This is a genomic window from Nitrobacter sp. CN101 (genome assembly GCF_055390255.1).
Window position 1 is genome coordinate 2,077,828 of record NZ_AP038833.1, and the last position, 18,314, is coordinate 2,096,141.

The window sequence follows — 18,314 nt, forward strand, 5'->3', positions numbered from 1 at the left end:
GCCTGCTCGGCTCTGCGCACGTCCGAGAACTTCATCCGCTTGTGCTTCGTGCATTCCTGCCGCTTCCATGGCTTGCAGAGCAAGCATCCGGACCGAGTTGACTTCGGCCGGCGTCGTTTATGGTGTGCCATCTCTCCATCCTAGTCCAAACCGGAGGCGGGGGGTGACTCGATTGCGCGCGCAGGGCGAACTTCTATCTTGTCGATAGCATCTTCTAGAAGTTCGCGATGAATTCGCAACCAAATCAAGACCACATCGATGCAGTCATCGGTACTCCACACAGGTCGATCAGCCATCTCACCGCCCTCCTTCACGGGGAGGGGAGGGAGCCTGCTCGGTCGGCACATCGCGCCATTCTTGGCGCACGCCGCACGGGCTAGAGCCGGCATATTCGGTGACGCGAAATAGCTGCTGTAGCTTCCCTTCTGTGGACCAGCGAACCTTGCCGGCGCACTCCTCCATAAAGGATCGTTGTGGTTCCATCGGATCGTAACGGAAATGGGTCTCGCTCATGCCGCCTCTCCCTGTGAGGCGGGGATGGATTTGCTTCTTATCTTATCTAAGACCGCTAAATCTCTCTCTCGTTCGCATATCGCGCAAAACGGGCCGATGGGCATCCCATGCTCACAATGCTCTCGCGGGCTGCATCGCGGCGGGGTGAGCTGCACCCGGTTCGGTTGACACCCGCTTAAGCTAGACCAGCCTGCCGCTCGAACTCCATAGGACTCATGTATCCGATCGTCGAGTGCCGGCGTTTTGGGTTGTAGAAACGCTCGATGTAATCGAACACATCGGCCTTGGCCTCGTCGCGGGATCGGTACACCTTGCGCGCTGTTCGCTCGGTCTTCAACGACGAGAAGAAGCTCTCCATCGCGGCGTTGTCCCAGACGTTGCCAGACCGGCTCATTGAGCAGACGCCGCCGTGATCGGCCATCAACCTCTTGAACTGTTCACTGGTATATTGGCTGCCACGATCGGAATGATACAATAGAGCGTCCGGTTTGCCGCGCCGCCAGATCGCCATCACTAGGCTCAGGACTCATTGATCAGAGCCAAAAGATGACGGCTGCAGCGATGCAGATGGCAGACATGAAGGTATGTGAGCATCGATCGTAGCGGGTGTGGATGGCGGCGCCAGTCCTTGAGCCTGCCGAACGCATTTTCGATCTTGTGTCGTTGGCGATAGAGCATGCGGTCATGTTCGATCGGCTTTGCGCGGCTGGCCTTCGATGGGATGCAGGCCGTGATGCCGCGGGCCGCGAGCGGCTGGCGGAACCAGTTGGCGTCGTAGCCCTTGTCGCCAAGCAACTGCTTCCCGGGCGGCAGCGCATCGATCATCAAGGCCGCCCCCTTATAATCGCTCATCTGGCCTTCGCTGAGCAGCATGATGACAGGGCGTCCCTGACCGTCGCAGACGGCGTGCAGCTTGGAGTTCAAGCCGCCCTTCGTGCGCCCGATACATCGGGGAACAGGTCCTTTTTTAAAAGGCTGGCGGCGGTGCGATGCGCCTTCAGATGCGTCGCATCGATCATCAGGAGAGAGGGCTTGCCACCTTTGCGTGCCAGCTCGGCAAAGATATTGTTGAACACGCCGAGCCGGCTCCAGCGCACGAACCGGTTATAGATCGTCTTATGCGGACCATAGCCGGGCGGCGCATCGCGCCAGCGCAGACCGTTTCTGATGACGAAGACGATGCCGCTGATCACCCGTCGATCGTCAACCCTCGCAATCCCGTGCGACAGCGGAAAATACGGCTCAATCCGGCGCATCTGAGCCTCCGACAGCAACAACAAATCGGCCATGGCGATGTCCCCCAAACATCGCCATTGAATCAACCCGCCAGTCCTCTCGCAACAGATTTAATGGGTCCTGAGCCTAGTGCATCGGCCACGAGCTGAGTGGTCATTGCCGTGTTCATCGACCAGCCAACCACCCGGCGGGAGAACAGGTCGATCACAGCGGCCACATAGAGCCATCCCTCTGCCGTCCAGACGTAAGTAAAATCTGCAATCCATTTACGGTTCGGGGCTGCTGCATCGAAGCTGCGATCGAGCGCGTTGGCAGCGACGGTGAAGCCGCGCCGCTCCCGAAGCTGATTGACCCATTGGTTATTGAGGTCTGTCTTGGATGGCGCCGTCCGGACCACAGCTCTGGCGCCGTGAACGAGCAAGCTGCGCAGATGCTGGCTCCCGCGCTTGGAAATGCCCATTAACGTGGTGCGATCGCCACTGGAGAATTGCCGCGGCACGAGACCGATCCAGGCGGCAAGATGACGGCCGTTCTTGAATTCCGAGCCGTCCCCGATGGCAGCGACAATTGCCGTGGCGGTCTTAGGTCCAACACCTTTGATCGTCGCGATGCGCTGGCAACGCTCGCTGCCGCGGAAAACCGCATCGATCTTCTTGTCGAAGATCGCGATGCGGCGGTCGAGATCTCGGAACAGGTCATGCAGTTCAGCGATTGCCTCCCGCGCCAGCGGCGTCAGTTCGTTCTCCAGATCTGACAGGATCTCCGGAACCAACCGCCGGGCGCGGGTAATGCTCTTGGCAATGGCGAAGCCTCGATCGAGCAAGGGACCTCGGATTTGGCTGACCACGGCGGTGCGATGATTGACCATGCGCTGGCGAGAGCGATGCAGGGCCTGGATGTCCTGCTGCTCGACCGTCTTCTTTGGGACGAGCGGAATGTGCGGTTGGCGTGCGGCGGTGCAGATGGCTTCGGCATCGTTGCCGTCGTTCTTCTGCCGGCGCACAAAGGGCTTCACATATTGCGGGCTGATGATCTTGACCTGGTGGCCTAGCGCCTCGAACTTGCGCGCCCAGCAGAACGCGCCGGTGCAGGTGCAGGCTTCGACCACGATCGTGCAGCGCTCGACTTGCGCGACAATGTCGAGAAGCTGATCGCGCATCACCCGCCGCTTCAGCACGACGCAGCCATGATGATTGACCCCGTGAAGTTGAAACACGTTCTTGGCGATATCGATACCGAGCGTCTCGACGGCCATTGCAGCTCTCCTTCCCGTTGCAGGCTCTCAGCCTGAATGGTGGAGGGAGAGCCGTCCATCCCATTAGATGGAAGAAAGTCTATGCCGGCATGGGCGTGAGCGAGATCCGGCGGCTGAAGCAGCTTGAGGACGAGAACGCGAAGCTGAAGCGTGTGGTGGCGGATCTGACGCTGGACAAGGCGATGTTGCAGGACGTCCTGCGAAAAAAATGGTGAGGCCCGCCGTCCGACGTGAGGTCGTATTCCATCTGCAGAAGGTCTACGATATTGGCGAACGACGGGCCTGCAAAGCGACCGGCTTTCATCGCTCTTCACAACGCTACAAGTCGCGCGGCGATCCGCAAACCGAGCTGCGCATTCGGCTTAAGGACCTGGCGGCCAGCCGGGTGCACTACGGCTATCGGCGTCTCCACGTCCTGCTGCTGCGCGAGGGCTATCGCTTGAACCACAAACGCACTTACCGGCTGTATCGCGAAGAAGGCCTGTCGATCAGGATAAAAACGCCGAAGCGCAAACGGGCCTGGCGCTATCGTTCCGATCGGCCAAAGATCGCCGCCGTGAACCACTGCTGGGCGATGGACTTCATGTCGGATGCGTTGTTCAACGGCCGCCCGTTCCGGCTTTTGACCGTTGTCGATTGCCACACCCGAGAATCACTTGCGATCGTTCCGAGAACGAACTTCAGGGCCTTCCAGGTCGTCGAGGTTCTTGAGCGGCTGGCAAGGGAGCGCGGCAAGCCAAAGACCCTTCGCTGCGACAATGGCCCCGAGTTCGCCGGCAAGATGCTCGACCAGTGGGCCTATCACAATGGCGTCGAGATCGACTTCTCGAGATCCGGAAAGCCAACGGACAATGCGTTTTGCGAGGCCTTCAACGGTCGCGTCCGGGCGGAGTGCCTGAATGCCTCATGGTTCCTGTCGATGGCCGACGCTATCGAACGGATCGAGGAATGGAGGTGCCACTATAACAATGATCGGCCCCACACCTCGCTCGGCAACTTGACGCCGAACGAGTTCGCACGACAAACTCAAACAGCTCGAGAAATTGCCTGACATCTGGACCACAAAACGGGGCAGCTCCAGTAACGCTACATGCGTTTGTTTTCTGTATGTTCATGAATCCATACCTTGCCTGGGTAGTGGTCTGAAAACCTAACCCATTGATTTTGTTGAAGGGCAATAAGTGAGACTAAAATCGAGCATTTGGGTCGCCGCCTATCTGCGCCGTTGCCAGTCCGAGGGCGTTTTCGGAGCGGTATGCCGCCGGGGAGCTGATGAGGCCGGCGCTGTCTTCATCAAGCTCGCGCTTCTCGACGGCAATGCGATGCTTTACGGCCCTGCGCCGCAGGCCGTATACGACGACAGCCGTCCCATTGAGCGTGTATTCGCTCCGTCTTCAGCCGAGCCCATCGCTGAGCAGGCGGTCGATGAGCGCCTGGAGAGAGAAGTTCGATTCGATCCGGATGCCTGGATCGTTGAAATCGAAGACAAAGCAGGGCGGCACTTTCTCGATCTGGCATCGAAATGACGAATTGCTTACCAAATGTTCCCGCGACGGTGGGCCGCAGCTTTGTGACTCGATAAGACTTTTCTTTTGACCGGCGCTACCCATTTTAAGGGCCAGATCCTGCCGAAAAGAAAAAGGAACAACTTATGAAATTGGCTAAGTGGGCGTCGGGCGCGATGAAGGCTTTTGCCGTCGCCCTGTCGTTGGCGCTTCCCTTGATGTTAGCGGTTTCTGCAGCGGACGCGCGTGTCGGCGGAGGTAGCAGCTATGGATCGCGCGGCTCGCGGACGTTCTCCGCGCCACCGGTCACCAATACCGCGCCGAACGCGGCGCGTCCGCTCGATCGCACCATGAGCCAGCCCGGCCGTCCGGCCGCCGGTGCTGCGGCTACTGGCCGTTTTAACCGGCCGGGCATGGGGATGCTCGGCGGTCTCGCTGCCGGCTTCCTCGGTGCGGGACTATTGGGTTTGCTGTTCGGCGGTGGCCTGTTCGGCGGCCTCGGAGGCCTGTCGTCCATCCTCGGCCTGGTGCTTCAGATCGGCCTGATCTATCTCGTTGTCCGCTTTGCGATGTCGTGGTGGCAGCGGCGTAATGCGCCGGCTTATGCCGGACCGGCGCCGGGGCCGGCTGCTGCTCAAACGAACGCCCGCAGCGGTCTTGGTTTCGGTTCGATGTCAAGCGCCGCGCCGCTGGAAATCACGCCGTCCGACTACGAAGCTTTTGAGCGCCTGCTCGGAGAAATCCAGGGCGCGTGGTCGAACGAGAACGTCAACACCCTGCACACGCTGGCAACGCCGGAAATGGTGTCATATTTCACCGAAGATCTCCGGGCTAACGACGCCCGTGGCGTCGTCAATAAGGTGTCGGATGTCAAGCTTCTGCAGGGCGATCTCGCAGAAGCTTGGCGCGAGGGGGTTACCGATTATGCCACGGTGGCGCTGCGCTACTCGTTGATCGACAAGACCATCGAGCGCGCCAGCGGCCGCATCGTCGAGGGCAGCGACCAGCCGCAGGAGGCGACCGACGTCTGGACGTTCGCGCGTCGGAGCGGAGGAAAATGGGAGTTATCGGCGATCCAGCAGACCTGACCGGTCGGACGGTCATTCAAAAGAAGGCGCCGCGATAACCTCGTGGCGTCTTTTTGTTTGCGTTGAACGAAGGGCCTTGGCTTGGGCAGGTTTCACGCGAACCGGAAGTTACTTCGCTCGAAAACGTTGTAGCAAACGTGCAGCGTCTCAGAGGCTGCGTCCGTCGATCGGTGTCAATGTGAGACGGGACAGATCGAGGCCGTCGATGCAACTCACATTGAGAGCGATCACTTCAGTCCCGTCCGGCTTTTTGCCGCGCGCGAATACCTCAACACCGCAGTCGATGCAAAGCTGATGCCGGATCACGTGCTTGTTGAACAGGTACTCCTTGAGATTATCTTCGCCCGCCCTGAGTTGAAAATCTTGTGGCGCAAGAAAGGTGATGTGCAGTCCCTTCTTGGTGCAGATCGAGCAGTTACATGCGGTCACCATGGCAAGATCTGTCGTGCACTCGAAGCGCACCTGACCGCAATGACAGCCGCCGGTGTATGTTTTCACGTCGGGCATTTGGCTCTCCGGTCCAGAACGAACGGATCAGACTACCAGATTCCGGGCAACAATCGGTAGCGGACTTGCTCGGTGTAATCCCGATAGTTCGGCAAGCCGGCGAGCAGGGTGCTTTCCTCGATCACCACACGCCCTGCGAACAGCCCGATGAAGATCGGCGTGATTGTGGCGCCCCACCATGATCCCAGCAGCAGCGAAACCCCGAGGAAAAAGAAGATCGCCCCGCTATACATCGGATGCCGGACAAGCGCGTAGGGGCCTGTGCGGATCACCTGATGTCCGCGCTCGGCCTGTATCTTCACCACCGGCGCTGCGAATGCGTTCTCCCGCATCGCCCAGAACGAAATAGCGAGCGACAGCATGAACAGCACGAAGCCGAGAACCTGAAATCCGGCACTCATGTCCGACCACTGATAGCGTTGATCGAGGCCCATGACGATCAGCCAGATCATGCTGACCAGTCCCATTGCCAGAATGAAGACCTTATCCGCCTTCGGCTGGTCCTTCTGGATCATTGGGCGCATGCGTTCGGCCAGCAGCCCGGGATTGATCTTCACAAACCAAAATCCACCGACGATACCGAGAAAACCGAGCGTCGCGAGAAACAGCCACGCGGCAGGCCAGTCCACGCTGCCTGCGGGGACGAACAGCAGCACAGTGTAACGATCCACACCGTGTTCTGGGTCATCAACCGGCGGATCAGGTTGCGCTCTTCATCCATGCGTCCACATTACCACATTTCGCGGTGAACCTGCGACAGGAAGCAGAGAATTGGTTCCATTTCGGGAAGGCTGGAAATCGTTGGTTCGTTATTCGTCGTTGCCGCGGGATACCGCGATGGCGGCGCTGGTTTTGGTGCGGGTGCAATGCATGTTCAGCCGCCGATAGCGCATCTGCACGTCGTCACCGTGTAACAGGCCCATGCGCTTCATGCATCGGGTGACGCCTTTCAACGTATCCGCGATCGGGATCGTGAAGATAATGGCAGAGGCTCGCGCCACCAGATCGTAAAACTCAGGTTTCGGCTTGCGGCTATCTGTGCCGGCGATCAGTTCGTTGGAGAACTTGCGGTTAGGGCAACCGAGGATCAACTGCGTGGTCGCGGAATGCGATAGGAAAATAGCGTTGGCGGCGGTCTTGCCGACATGCAAGCCATCGATCTGACTTTTAAGTTGTCCGGCTAGATCGTCACAGCGATCAGCAAGGGCCGGCAAAGGGGCAAGCATCGTTGCTGCGGCAAGATAAAAGCTGGTGAGGCAGCGGCGCAGGCTTGTCATTCAACGATCTCCCGAAGGAAATAATTCAAGCTGGTTGGTGCATGCGAATAATTGGCTCGGCTACATCGGTGATCATAGTCGAGATGGTTTGGGATCGAGAAATACGATCCGATCTCGGATCGTCCTGGATGTAGATATCATCGAAGACCGTTTCTGGCCTGATTGATCCGAGAGAATTCTACCTCTAACAATGCTCTGCGAGAGCGCAATTGTCATTCAAGCCTCTAAACGCGAGTTGCTTATTGCAGAAACCAAGGCGAAGATAAACCCATATGCGGTGGGGAAGGGTAACTCGTATGGACGGAGACACACCTGACAATAGGTGTGGAATCATGCAAAATCGGCGTATCCACGAAGCCTGCCATCATTATTGAGCATTCAGTTTAGCCCATCATGCCCGACATATCTCTGAACAAGCCTTATCGTATTGGCCGTTCCCGCACGGGGCTCGGTCTCTTCGCCACAAAGCCAATCAAGAAGGGCACGACGATCATACGGTACATCGGGCCGCTGCTCGACTGCAACAAAGAGAAGGACGACGCGGTCGAGAACAAGTATCTCTTCCAGATCACCAGCCGCTGGACCATCGACGGCTCGCTGCGCAAGAACATCGCGCGCTATATCAACCACTCCTGCAAACCGAATGCGGAGTCGGACGTCCGCAAGATCAAGCGGCGCGTCGATATTCGCGCCATCAAGGACATCGCGCCCGGCGAGGAAATCAACTACGATTACGGCACCGACTACTTCAAGGAGTATTTGAAGCCGATCGGCTGCAAGTGCGACTCCTGTGAAAAGAAGCGCAAAAAGTTGCGTGCGGCGGCGCGCGAGGAAAAGAAGCATTCACGGGCGAGGGCCGAAAAGCGCGCAAGCGTCGGAGGCAGTCGCAGAAAGCTGAACGGGCATAAGGCACGCTCCGCCGCTCCAAAGAACTCGAAGGCGGTGTCGACAGCTAAGGGCGGAAGATCAAAGAAACGTTCATAAAACGGCCGCTGATCATCCTGTTATCGCTTTCAGTCGGCCATCTTAATCTTGCGGTGACCGGGTATTCAAAGCCGTCTAGTTGTGCCGTTGAGAACGGACAAGGAGCGCGCGGCCATGTAAAGCGCGCAGCCGCGACGGCAGGCTCGTGAATGACCGCTCCGCCGGGTTGGTTCCGGTTTGTTTCGCAAGGCGCCGCTCTGTTCCGCCACCCAGCTTGGAACGCATGATCAGTCATGTGTTGGGGAATGGTGAAAAATCCCACTATCGCCCTGAAACCTGCGTTCCCGACAGACTATATCTCGGCATACGACCAGAGCGGGAAGAGGAATGTGCGTGGTGACGATCCGCTCGCATCCCGCTTTAAAAGAGATACGGGCCAGCACATGGGAGCAGGACCATGACCGCCAACATCGTGGGATGGGCGCATACGCCGTTCGGGAAACTGGACACCGAGACGGTCGAAAGCCTTGTGGTGAAGGTGGCAACCGACGCGTTGGCCGATGCCGGCGTTTCCGCAGGCGAGGTTGATGAGATCTTGCTCGGGCATTTCAATGCCGGTTTCTCACCACAGGATTTTACCGCGGCTCTCGTCCTGCAAGCTGATCCCGAACTCCGCTTCAAGCCGGCGACGCGCGTGGAGAATGCCTGCGCCACCGGGTCGGCGGCGGTGCATCATGGTGTCCGCGCGATTGCGTCCGGTGCGGCGAGGATCGTGCTGGTGGTCGGCGTTGAGCAGATGACGCGGACGCCCGGTCCGGAGATTGGCCGCAATCTGCTGCGCGCCTCCTATCTGCCCGAAGACGGCGATACCGTCGGCGGTTTTGCCGGCATTTTTGGCAAGATCGCGCAAGCCTATTTCCAGAAATACGGTGACTCTTCGGACGCGCTGGCGATGATCGCAGCGAAGAACCACAAGAATGGCGTCGCCAATCCTTACGCGCAAATACGCAAGGATTTCGGTTACGACTTCTGCCGTTCCGAGAGCGAGAAGAACCCGTTCGTGGCGGGGCCGCTGAAACGCACCGACTGCTCGCTGGTTTCGGATGGCGCGGCCGCGTTGGTGCTGATGGATGCTGACATGGCCAAGTCGGCGCGCAAGGCGATCAGCATCCGCGGGACCGGCCACGCGCAGGATTTCTTGCCGATGTCGAGGCGCAACATTCTCGAGTTCGAGGGTTGCACGGTGGCTTGGCAGCGGGCGCTGGCGAAGGCCGGCGTTGCGCTGTCCGATCTCTCTTTTGTCGAGACTCACGATTGCTTCACCATTGCCGAACTGATCGAGTACGAGGCCATGGGTCTGACGCCCAGGGGGCAAGGGGCGCGCGCCATCAAGGAAGGCTGGACGCAGAAGGATGGCAGATTGCCGATCAACCCGTCGGGCGGCCTGAAGGCCAAGGGTCATCCGATCGGCGCCACCGGAGTTTCCATGCATGTGATGAGCGCAATGCAACTCGCAGGCGAGGCACCCGATGGCATGCAGATCAGAGGCGCCAAACTCGCCGGCATCTTCAACATGGGTGGCACGGCAGTTGCGAACTATGTTTCGATCCTTGAGCCGGTTCGATAGTTTCTAAAGCGCGCATCGTTCAAGACGCGCAGCGAATGGGAATATACGGATCAGGATGTCACGACTGGACTCTTGCAAACGAGCCGGGAGGGAGCATGCGTACCATCGGGCACTTTATCGGCGGCAAGAATGTCAAGGGTGCATCGAAACGTTTCGCCGACGTGTATCAGCCGATGACGGGCGAGGTGCAGGCCAGGGTCGCATTGGCATCGAAAGCTGAATTGCGCGAGGCCGTGGAGAATGCCAAGGCTGCGCAGCCGGCGTGGGCAGCGACCAGTCCACAGCACCGCATCCGCGTGCTGATCAAGTTTCTCGAACTGGTGGCGCGCGACAATGATGCGATGGCAGAACTGCTCGCCCGCGAACATGGCAAGACCATTCCCGACGCCAACGGCGACATCTTCCGCGGCGTGGAGGTCGTTGAATACGCCATCGGCATTCCCGAGCTGATGAAAGGCAGTTTCACCGAGAACGCCGGTCCCGGTATCGACAGCTATTCGATGCGCCAGCCACTCGGCGTCGTCGCTGGAATCACGCCGTTCAACTTCCCAGCGATGATTCCGATGTGGAAGTTTGCGCCGGCCGTCGCCTGTGGCAACGCCTTCATCCTGAAACCCTCCGAGCGCGATCCAGGTGTGCCCATGCGGTTGGCCGAACTTATGTTCGAGGCCGGTTTGCCGTCCGGCATTCTTAATGTCGTGAATGGGGATAAGGAGGCGGTCGACGCTATTCTTGACGATCCCGATATCGCTGCCGTCGGCTTTGTCGGCTCCTCCTCAGTCGCGCATTACATTTATTCTCGTGCCGCCGCGACGGGAAAACGGTGTCAATGTTTTGGCGGCGCCAAGAATCACATGATCATCATGCCTGACGCTGATATGGATCAGTCGGTGGATGCGCTGGTGGGGGCGGGCTATGGCGCAGCCGGTGAGCGCTGCATGGCGGTATCGGTCGCGGTGCCCGTCGGCAAAACAACTGGCGACCGGCTAATGGAGAAGCTGATCCCGCGCGTGGAGAACCTGAAGATCGGACCGTCCACCGATGCGTCCGCCGATTTCGGTCCGCTCGTCACCAGGTCGGCGCTGGAGCGTGTCAGGAACTATGTCGAGATTGGCGTCGAGGAAGGCGCCACGCTGGCGGTCGATGGTCGCCGCTTCAAAATGCAAGGTTACGAGAACGGCTTCTACATGGGTGCTTGCCTGTTCGACAACGTCACCAGGGACATGCGGATCTACAAGGAAGAGATTTTTGGTCCCGTGCTCTCGGTGGTGCGCGTCAATGATTTTGACGAAGCGGTGGCGCTGCCGTCGCAGCACGAATACGGTAACGGCGTGGCGATCTTCACGCGCGATGGCGACGCTGCGCGCGAGTTCGCCTCGCGCGTCCAGGTGGGCATGGTCGGCATCAACGTGCCGATCCCGGTGCCGGTCGCCTACTATACGTTCGGTGGCTGGAAGCGCTCGGGCTTCGGCGACCTTAATCAGTACGGTCCGGATTCAATTCGGTTCTACACCAAGACCAAGACCGTCACTTCGCGCTGGCCTTCCGGCGTCAAGGAAGGGACGCAGTTCGCGTTCCACAGCAAGTGACCGGCAGGGATCGCGTATGCAGTTCGCGCTGACTGAGGAGCAGATCGCTGTCCGCGATATGGCGCGCGATTTCGCCGCTGAGAAGATCGCGCCGTTCGCGCTCAAATGGGATGAGGAGAAGCACTTTCCGGTCGCGACGATGCGAGAGGCAGCGGCGCTCGGTATCGGTGGCATCTATATTAGGGATGATGTCGGCGGCTCAGCCTTGAGCCGGCTTGATGCCGCGCTCATCTTCGAGGCGCTGGCGCAGGGTTGTCCCACCGTATCGTCGTTCATCTCGATCCACAACATGGCGTCGTGGATGATCGATGCCTATGGTTCAGACGAGCAGCGGCGCAGATGGCTGCCGAAACTCTGCACCATGGAGCTGCTGGCGAGCTATTGTCTGACTGAACCTGCCGCGGGATCGGATGCGGCTGCCTTACGGACCGGCGCGACGCGCGACGGAGATCACTATGTCCTCAACGGACAGAAACAGTTCATATCGGGCGCCGGCGCGAGCGACCTTTACGTCGTGATGGTGCGCACCGGAGATGACGGGCCTGGCGGCATCTCGACGCTCGTGGTCGAACGCGATACGCCGGGTGTCTCGTTCGGCATCAACGAACGCAAGATGGGATGGAACGCGCAGCCCACGCGGGCGGTGATTTTCGAGCGCGTGCGGGTGCCGGTCGTAAACCGTCTTGGCGACGAGGGCGTCGGGTTCAAGATCGCGATGGCAGGACTCGACGGCGGGCGGCTGAACATCGCCGCGTGTTCGCTCGGTGGCGCGCAATCGGCGCTCGACAAGACGCTCGTTTACATGAAGGAGCGCCAGGCTTTCGGGAAGCGGCTTGACGAATTCCAGGCCTTGCAATTCAAGGTCGCCGACATGGCGACCGAGCTGGAAGCGGCGCGAACGTTTCTGTGGCGTGCGGCTTCCGCGCTGGATCGGGAGGATACTGACGCCACCATGCTGTGCGCGATGGCAAAGCGGCTCGCCACGGATGTTGGATTCGATGTCGCCAATCAAGCGCTGCAACTCCACGGCGGTTACGGCTATCTCAGCGAGTACGGCATCGAGAAGATCGTGCGCGATCTGCGCGTCCATCAAATTCTCGAGGGCACCAACGAGATCATGCGCGTGATCGTGTCACGCAAGCTGATCGAGGGTGCGCGATGAGGGGTCTTGCAGACGAGCCGGATCTGATCGTACGTCGCGAGGGGAGCGTGGGCGTTGTTCGCCTCAATCGTCCGAAGGCGATCAATGCCGTCACCCTGGAAATGTTTCGCCAGATGCACAAGGCGCTGGACCAGTTCGAGGCACACCCTGCCGTTGGTTTGGTTCTTCTTGAGGGTGCCGGCGAGCGCGGCTTGTGCGCGGGAGGCGATATTCGCTCGCTCTGGGAGAGTGCGAATGTCGGGGGCGATCTCGGCAAGGAGTTCTGGCGCGAGGAATACTTGCTCAATGCCCGGATTGCAAAATTTCCAAAAACCTATGTCGCCTTCATGGACGGCATCGTGATGGGCGGCGGCGTCGGATTGTCGGCGCATGGTAGGCACCGCGTCGTCACCGAGAGAACCAGGCTCGCAATGCCGGAGGCTGGTCTCGGATTCTTTCCGGATGTCGGAGGAACCTGGCTGTTGTCGCGTGCGCCTGGTGAAATCGGGACCTATTTCGGGTTGACCGGCCAGAACATGAACGGGCCAGATGCGATCTACGCAGGATTCGCCGATGTGGTTGTGCCGTCGCGAAAACTTGCCGCGTTGCGCGAAGCGCTGATCGATCTCGGCGCTAGTGCGGATTCAGCCCGCGTGAAAGCAACGATCGCAGTCTTTACGAATGGCGATGCTGGCAGTTCTGTCGCGGCCATCCGGCCGCGGATCGATGCATGGTTTGCCCATGGTCGAATGGACGATATCATGGCGGCGCTGCAACGCGACGGGTCCGAACTCGCGCGGTCGACCCTCAAGACTCTCAACGAGAAATCGCCGCGCGGCCTTACCGTGACGTTAAAGTTGCTGCGGCTTGCGCGCGCCTCGGCCACGCTGGAGGAATGCCTTGCACGAGAATATCGTGCCGCGCTCGCAGTCTTTACGAGCGACGATTTTCGCGAAGGCGTTCGCGCTGCGATCATCGACAAGGATCGAAATCCAAAGTGGTCGCCGTCGACGATCGAGGAGATTACACCGGAGATGATTGCGCCGTACTTTGCGAATGTCGGCGGGGACGAACTTGTGTTCAACTAGATATAAGAACAAGCAACTTCGACTGGAGGCAGTATGGCGGCCATTGCGTTCATCGGTCTCGGCAACATGGGTGGACCCATGGCGGCCAATCTCGTCAAGGCCGGCCACAAGGTAGCCGGTTTCGATCTCGTTCCGGCGTCGAGAGATGCGGCAAAGGCGAATGGCGTGATGATTGCCGGCAGCGCAAGGGCTGCGGTGACAAACGCGGACGTCATCATCACCATGCTGCCGATCGGGAGGCATGTGGTGTCGGTTTGGACCGATGTTATGCCCGCAGCCACCAGGGGTGCGCTGATGATCGACTGTTCGACCATCGATGTCGAAAGCGCCCGGCGGGTCCATATGCTGGCGGCCAGGGCTTCTCTGCATTCGGTCGATGCGCCGGTCTCGGGAGGCGTCGCGGGCGCCCGCGACGCGACGCTGACCTTCATGGCTGGCGGGGAAGTTGAGTCCTTCGAGGCGGCGAAGCCGTTTCTTGAAGCGATGGGCAAGAAGATCATCCATTGCGGCCGTGACGGAGCGGGGCAGGCCGCCAAAATTTGCAACAACATGATCCTGGGCGTTTCGATGATCGCAGTGGGCGAGGCCTTCGTGCTTGCGGAAAAGCTCGGCCTGTCTCATCAGGCGCTGTTCGATGTCGCCTCGACCGCGTCGGGCCAGTGCTGGTCGCTCACGAGCTACTGTCCGGTGCCGGGGCTGGTTCCGACCTCGCCCGCGAATAACGACTACAAGCCGGGCTTCGCTTCGGCGATGATGCTCAAAGACCTGACGCTTGCGCAGGAGGCGGCGAAATCCGGCGGCGTGGTGACGCCGCTTGGACAGCACGCGCAGGACATCTACAAGGCGTTCGATGCGGCCGGAAACGGGGGGGTCGATTTCTCCGGAATCATCCGGCATATCCGCGCCCTTGCGGAAAACTTGGGTGGCCGATGACGACGCGAGGGTGACTTTCTAAAACTTCGAGAGCTCAGGGCTCGGGTCAAATGCGGGGGAGGCGTAAGCTGTGAACGAGGTCTGGAAGCAACCATCGGTCTCGCTCGAAGCCTACAGGCAAATGATCGGCCAGGAGATCGGCGTTTCGTCATGGCACCTGATCGATCAGAAGCGGATCGATCTCTTTGCCGACGTGATCGAAGATCGTCAGTTTATCCACGTCGACCCCGAGCGGGCCAAGGAAACAGTATTCGGCACGACCGTTGCGCATGGTTTCCTGACCATGTCGCTGCTCAGTGTCATGTCGCATGAGGTGATTCCGCCGGTCGCTGGTGTGACCATGCGGGTGAACTATGGCTTTGACCGGCTCCGTTTCATATCGCCGGTCAAATCTGGATCGCGCGTCAGGGGCCGTTTCACACTCACCGAGGCGACGCTTCGCAAGCCCGGCGAACTGCTGTCGCGCACCGCCGTCAGCGTCGAGATCGAGGACGAGAAGCGGTTGGCGCTCGCCGCCGACTGGCTTGCTCTCCTGTACTTTTCCTGACGGCGCGGAACTAGGGCACATCTTTTTTCGATGCGTGACGTCCTCCAAACCCAAGCTGCGATTTTGGGCGCTGGTCCCGCCGGCCTGATGGCTGCGGAGGTTCTCGCGCGCGGGGGCGTGCGCGTGACCGTGTTCGACGCCATGCCGTCGGCGGGCCGCAAGCTTCTGATGGCAGGCCGCGGCGGCCTCAATTTGACGCACAGCGAGCCGCTGCCGCAATTCCTCGCGCGCTATGGCGGAGCCGTACCCTATCTCAAGCCGGTCATCGACGCGTTCACGCCCGAGGCGCTGCGAAAATGGGCCGACGATCTCGGACAACCGACTTTCGTTGGGTCAAGCGGCCGCGTGTTTCCGAAAGCGCTCAAAGCGTCTCCGTTGCTGCGTGCGTGGCTTAAGCGGCTTGATTCTCTTGGCGTGACGCTGGCGTTGCGGCATCGCTGGATTGGCTGGGACCACGACGACCGCCTTAAGTTTCAGACGCCTGATGGCGAGCGCGTGGTGGCAGCGGATGCGACGATCATGGCGCTTGGTGGCGCGAGTTGGCCGCGACTTGGCTCTGATGGCGCGTGGGTCGAACAGCTCGAGTCCAGAGGGATCGCCTTGTCGCCGCTACGACCGGCCAACTGCGCGTTTACCGTGGCATGGAGCGGTATCTTCCGTGATCGCTTCGAAGGCCAGCCGCTGAAGAACGTCGCGCTGTCGTTCGGTCCGCACACGGTGCGCGGCGAGGTGCTCATCACGCGTGACGGCATCGAGGGTGGAGGAATCTATGCCCTCTCTGCGATGCTGCGCGAACACATCAACGTTGCGGGGAACGCCGTTCTGCACATCAACCTCCGGCCTGATGTACCGACGGATCGACTCGCCGTACGGTTGAACGCGCCGCGCGGAAAACAGTCCATGTCTAATTGGCTACGCAAAGCCGCTGGCCTTGCGCCGGTCGCAATCGGACTATTGCAGGAAGCGGCGATGGTTCAGCATCCGGGATCAACGCAGCCAGCATCGCTTGCCGCGTCGATCCGTGCCGTTCCGATCACGCTGACGGGCATCGCGCCGATCGCGCGCGCGATCTCCTCCGCTGGAGGAATTGCGTTCAGCGAGCTTGACGGCGACTACATGATCCGCAGTTTTCCGGGTGTCTTCGCCGCCGGGGAAATGCTGGACTGGGAAGCGCCGACCGGCGGCTATCTGCTCCAGGCCTCGTTCGCGACCGGTGCGGCAGCCGGGCGAGGTGCGCTGAAGTGGTTGCGGCATTAGTCTGGCTCTCAGGCTTCCTCGATCTCCTCGCGGAGCATTTCCAATTCGAGCCAGCGATCCTCAGCTAATTGCAACTCTGTTTGTGCCTTGGCCAGCGCACCGGAAGCCTTGTCAAAGGCTGCGCGATTCTTCGCATAGAGGTCTGGATCGTCAAGGTGTTGCTGCTGCTTTGCGATCTCGGTTTGAAGTTTTGCGATGGATTTCGGCAGCGTCTCGAGCGCATGTTTCTCGTTGAAGCTGAGCCGTCGCTTGCCAGGGGCGGTGGCTGCAGGTGCGTCCTTTGCAGAACGCTCTGTCTCAGATGCCGGAGCGGATTTCGGCGCCTCGCGCTTCAGATCGGCGCCGCGCTGCGCCAGCATGTCGGTGTAGCCGCCGGCGTATTCGATCCAGCGGCCATTGCCTTCGGGGACGATCACCGAGGTCACAACGCGATCCAGAAAGTCGCGGTCGTGACTGATGAGGATGACGGTGCCCTCGTAGTCGCCGAGCATGTCCTCCAGCACGTCGAGCGTTTCCAGATCGAGATCGTTGGTCGGCTCGTCCAGCACCAGCAGGTTGGATGGCTTTGCCAGCGCGCGTGCCAGCATCAGGCGTCCGCGCTCTCCGCCGGACAACGCCTCAAGCGGAGTTCGCATCTGCTCCTGGGCGAACAGGAAGTCCTTCATGTAGCTGACGACGTGCTTCGGCTTTCCACCAACCATGACGTGATCGCTGCGCCCCCCGGTCAGCGCCTCCATGAGCGTCGATTTCGGGTCGAGGCTTTCTCGGTGCTGGTCAAGCGTCGCCATTTCGAGATTGGCGCCGAGCCGGATCGTGCCGCCATCTGGCATCTCGGCTCCAGTGAGCATGTTGATCAGCGTGGTCTTGCCTGCGCCGTTAGGGCCGACAATGCCGATACGGTCGCCGCGCTGGATGCGGATTGAGAACTGATCCACGATCGTTCGCTCATAGGACTTCCCGATGCCCTTTGCCTCGATGACGAGCTTCCCGGACTTGTCGGCCTCGGCCGCGGCGAGGTTCGCGCTGCCGGCCGTGCCGCGATAATCGCGGCGTTGCCGGCGCAGTTCATGAAGCCCGGCGAGCCGCTTGACGTTGCGCTTGCGACGGCCCGAGACCCCATAACGCAGCCAGTGTTCCTCGGCTACGATCTTGCGGTCGAGCTTGTGCTGGTCGCGCTCCTCTTCGGCCAGAAGCTCGTCGCGCCATTCCTCGAAATTCCCGAAGCCCCGGTCGATCTGCCGGACCCGGCCGCGATCGAGCCATGCGGTGCTGCGCGAAAGATTGGCCAGGAAGCGCCGGTCATGGCTGATGAGAACCAGCGCGCCGCGCCGCGCGCCGAGTTCACCTTCCAGCCATTCGATGGTGGTGAGATCGAGATGGTTGGTCGGTTCATCAAGCAACAGGATGTCGGGCGAGGGCGCCAGCACGCGCGCCAGCGCAGCGCGCCGGCCTTCTCCGCCGGAAAGATGCGCGGGATGATCCGCGCCAGTGAGGCCGAGCTGTTCGACCAGATAGCGCGCTTGATAGGGATCGTCGCCGGGGCCCATCCCAGCCTCGACATAGGCGAGCGTGGTTTCAAAGCCGGAGAAATCCGGTTCCTGCGGCAAATAACGTACGGTGGCGCCGGGCTGCACGAAGCGGCTGCCGCCATCAGACGCCATGAGGCCTGCCGCGATCTTCAAGAGTGTTGATTTGCCGGAGCCGTTACGACCGACCAAGCAAAGTCGTTCGGATTCCGATACCGTGAGTTCGACGCCGGACAGCAGCGGCGTGCCGCCAAATGTCAGTGCGATATCTTTCAGCTGAATCAGCGGCGGCGCCATCGTC

The 18,314-nt window shown here is 60.2% G+C and carries 15 protein-coding genes and 5 pseudogenes; 11 read left to right on the top strand and 9 right to left on the bottom strand.

Annotated elements, in window-relative coordinates:
• Window positions 1-297: 297 nt before the first annotated feature.
• From ACZ5IL_RS10310 to ACZ5IL_RS10330, 5 genes and pseudogenes are all read right to left on the bottom strand, one after another.
• Window positions 298-513, bottom strand: coding sequence for a hypothetical protein (locus tag ACZ5IL_RS10310; protein ID WP_464596691.1), 216 nt, complete (start codon window positions 511-513; stop codon window positions 298-300).
• Between the two features lie 175 nt (window positions 514-688).
• Window positions 689-1,033, bottom strand: a pseudogene (locus tag ACZ5IL_RS10315) (IS3 family transposase); the annotation flags it as partial.
• Window positions 1,034-1,046: 13 nt separating this feature from the next.
• Window positions 1,047-1,802, bottom strand: a pseudogene (locus tag ACZ5IL_RS10320) (IS5 family transposase).
• A gap of 74 nt (window positions 1,803-1,876) precedes the next feature.
• Window positions 1,877-2,068: pseudogene (locus ACZ5IL_RS10325) on the bottom strand (DDE-type integrase/transposase/recombinase); the annotation flags it as partial.
• 3 nt (window positions 2,069-2,071) lie between these two features.
• A pseudogene (locus ACZ5IL_RS10330) lies at window positions 2,072-3,004 on the bottom strand (IS110 family RNA-guided transposase); the annotation flags it as partial.
• Between the two features lie 65 nt (window positions 3,005-3,069).
• Between ACZ5IL_RS10330 and ACZ5IL_RS10335 the strand changes: the two are divergent.
• The 3 genes and pseudogenes from ACZ5IL_RS10335 to ACZ5IL_RS10345 all read left to right on the top strand — a co-directional run.
• Window positions 3,070-4,055: pseudogene (locus ACZ5IL_RS10335) on the top strand (IS3 family transposase); the annotation flags it as partial.
• Between the two features lie 130 nt (window positions 4,056-4,185).
• Window positions 4,186-4,530 carry a DUF1491 family protein gene (locus tag ACZ5IL_RS10340; protein ID WP_464596692.1) on the top strand — a complete coding sequence of 115 codons (345 nt, stop codon included), beginning with the start codon at window positions 4,186-4,188 and terminating at the stop codon, window positions 4,528-4,530.
• 125 nt (window positions 4,531-4,655) lie between these two features.
• Window positions 4,656-5,597: a Tim44 domain-containing protein gene (locus ACZ5IL_RS10345; protein WP_464596694.1), complete on the top strand. Its 942-nt coding sequence runs from the start codon at window positions 4,656-4,658 to the stop codon at window positions 5,595-5,597.
• A gap of 147 nt (window positions 5,598-5,744) precedes the next feature.
• Here ACZ5IL_RS10345 and ACZ5IL_RS10350 read toward each other — a convergent pair whose 3' ends face one another.
• The 3 genes from ACZ5IL_RS10350 to ACZ5IL_RS10360 form a co-directional block, all read right to left on the bottom strand.
• Window positions 5,745-6,104: a GFA family protein gene (locus ACZ5IL_RS10350; RefSeq protein ID WP_464596695.1), complete on the bottom strand. Its 360-nt coding sequence runs from the start codon at window positions 6,102-6,104 to the stop codon at window positions 5,745-5,747.
• Window positions 6,105-6,136: 32 nt separating this feature from the next.
• Complete coding sequence (locus tag ACZ5IL_RS10355) at window positions 6,137-6,775, bottom strand: methyltransferase family protein (RefSeq protein ID WP_464596696.1); 639 nt, start codon at window positions 6,773-6,775, stop codon at window positions 6,137-6,139.
• Between the two features lie 138 nt (window positions 6,776-6,913).
• Window positions 6,914-7,381: a hypothetical protein gene (locus ACZ5IL_RS10360; RefSeq protein ID WP_464596698.1), complete on the bottom strand. Its 468-nt coding sequence runs from the start codon at window positions 7,379-7,381 to the stop codon at window positions 6,914-6,916.
• A 393-nt stretch (window positions 7,382-7,774) separates the two neighbouring features.
• Here ACZ5IL_RS10360 and ACZ5IL_RS10365 point away from each other — a divergent pair, with 393 nt between their 5' ends.
• The 8 genes from ACZ5IL_RS10365 to ACZ5IL_RS10400 all read left to right on the top strand — a co-directional run bounded on the left by ACZ5IL_RS10365 (window position 7,775) and on the right by ACZ5IL_RS10400 (window position 16,487).
• Window positions 7,775-8,365 (top strand): SET domain-containing protein, encoded by a 591-nt coding sequence (locus tag ACZ5IL_RS10365; protein ID WP_464596699.1) that lies wholly within the window; start codon window positions 7,775-7,777, stop codon window positions 8,363-8,365.
• 397 nt (window positions 8,366-8,762) lie between these two features.
• Complete coding sequence (locus ACZ5IL_RS10370) at window positions 8,763-9,932, top strand: acetyl-CoA acetyltransferase (RefSeq protein ID WP_464596700.1); 1,170 nt, start codon at window positions 8,763-8,765, stop codon at window positions 9,930-9,932.
• A 95-nt stretch (window positions 9,933-10,027) separates the two neighbouring features.
• Window positions 10,028-11,521, top strand: coding sequence for a CoA-acylating methylmalonate-semialdehyde dehydrogenase (locus tag ACZ5IL_RS10375; protein WP_464596701.1), 1,494 nt, complete (start codon window positions 10,028-10,030; stop codon window positions 11,519-11,521).
• A 16-nt stretch (window positions 11,522-11,537) separates the two neighbouring features.
• Entirely contained in the window at window positions 11,538-12,683 is a 1,146-nt protein-coding gene (locus ACZ5IL_RS10380; protein WP_464596702.1) for an isobutyryl-CoA dehydrogenase, read from the top strand.
• Window positions 12,680-13,750: an enoyl-CoA hydratase/isomerase family protein gene (locus ACZ5IL_RS10385; protein ID WP_464596703.1), complete on the top strand. Its 1,071-nt coding sequence runs from the start codon at window positions 12,680-12,682 to the stop codon at window positions 13,748-13,750. Before ACZ5IL_RS10380 ends, ACZ5IL_RS10385 begins: the two co-directional genes overlap by 4 nt.
• Before the next feature lie 33 nt (window positions 13,751-13,783).
• The gene (gene mmsB / locus ACZ5IL_RS10390) at window positions 13,784-14,683 is read left to right on the top strand and encodes a 3-hydroxyisobutyrate dehydrogenase (protein ID WP_464596704.1); all 900 of its coding nucleotides are present in this window, start codon (window positions 13,784-13,786) and stop codon (window positions 14,681-14,683) included.
• 70 nt (window positions 14,684-14,753) lie between these two features.
• The gene (locus ACZ5IL_RS10395) at window positions 14,754-15,230 is read left to right on the top strand and encodes a MaoC family dehydratase (protein WP_464596705.1); all 477 of its coding nucleotides are present in this window, start codon (window positions 14,754-14,756) and stop codon (window positions 15,228-15,230) included.
• A 30-nt stretch (window positions 15,231-15,260) separates the two neighbouring features.
• Entirely contained in the window at window positions 15,261-16,487 is a 1,227-nt protein-coding gene (locus tag ACZ5IL_RS10400) for a BaiN/RdsA family NAD(P)/FAD-dependent oxidoreductase (protein WP_464596707.1), read from the top strand.
• An 8-nt stretch (window positions 16,488-16,495) separates the two neighbouring features.
• On the opposite strand, the gene ACZ5IL_RS10405 is transcribed toward ACZ5IL_RS10400, so the two are convergent.
• Window positions 16,496-18,310: an ABC-F family ATP-binding cassette domain-containing protein gene (locus ACZ5IL_RS10405; RefSeq protein ID WP_464596708.1), complete on the bottom strand. Its 1,815-nt coding sequence runs from the start codon at window positions 18,308-18,310 to the stop codon at window positions 16,496-16,498.
• Window positions 18,311-18,314 lie beyond the last annotated feature (4 nt).

Coding starts and splice junctions, on each gene's coding strand:
- ACZ5IL_RS10310 (WP_464596691.1), bottom strand. CDS start 513: ATGAGCGAGACCCATTTCCGTTACGATCCGATGGAACCACAACGATCC.
- ACZ5IL_RS10345 (WP_464596694.1), top strand. CDS start 4,656: ATGAAATTGGCTAAGTGGGCGTCGGGCGCGATGAAGGCTTTTGCCGTC.
- ACZ5IL_RS10350 (WP_464596695.1), bottom strand. CDS start 6,104: ATGCCCGACGTGAAAACATACACCGGCGGCTGTCATTGCGGTCAGGTG.
- ACZ5IL_RS10360 (WP_464596698.1), bottom strand. CDS start 7,381: ATGACAAGCCTGCGCCGCTGCCTCACCAGCTTTTATCTTGCCGCAGCA.
- ACZ5IL_RS10365 (WP_464596699.1), top strand. CDS start 7,775: ATGCCCGACATATCTCTGAACAAGCCTTATCGTATTGGCCGTTCCCGC.
- ACZ5IL_RS10370 (WP_464596700.1), top strand. CDS start 8,763: ATGACCGCCAACATCGTGGGATGGGCGCATACGCCGTTCGGGAAACTG.
- ACZ5IL_RS10375 (WP_464596701.1), top strand. CDS start 10,028: ATGCGTACCATCGGGCACTTTATCGGCGGCAAGAATGTCAAGGGTGCA.
- ACZ5IL_RS10380 (WP_464596702.1), top strand. CDS start 11,538: ATGCAGTTCGCGCTGACTGAGGAGCAGATCGCTGTCCGCGATATGGCG.
- ACZ5IL_RS10385 (WP_464596703.1), top strand. CDS start 12,680: ATGAGGGGTCTTGCAGACGAGCCGGATCTGATCGTACGTCGCGAGGGG.
- mmsB (WP_464596704.1), top strand. CDS start 13,784: ATGGCGGCCATTGCGTTCATCGGTCTCGGCAACATGGGTGGACCCATG.
- ACZ5IL_RS10400 (WP_464596707.1), top strand. CDS start 15,261: ATGCGTGACGTCCTCCAAACCCAAGCTGCGATTTTGGGCGCTGGTCCC.
- ACZ5IL_RS10405 (WP_464596708.1), bottom strand. CDS start 18,310: ATGGCGCCGCCGCTGATTCAGCTGAAAGATATCGCACTGACATTTGGC.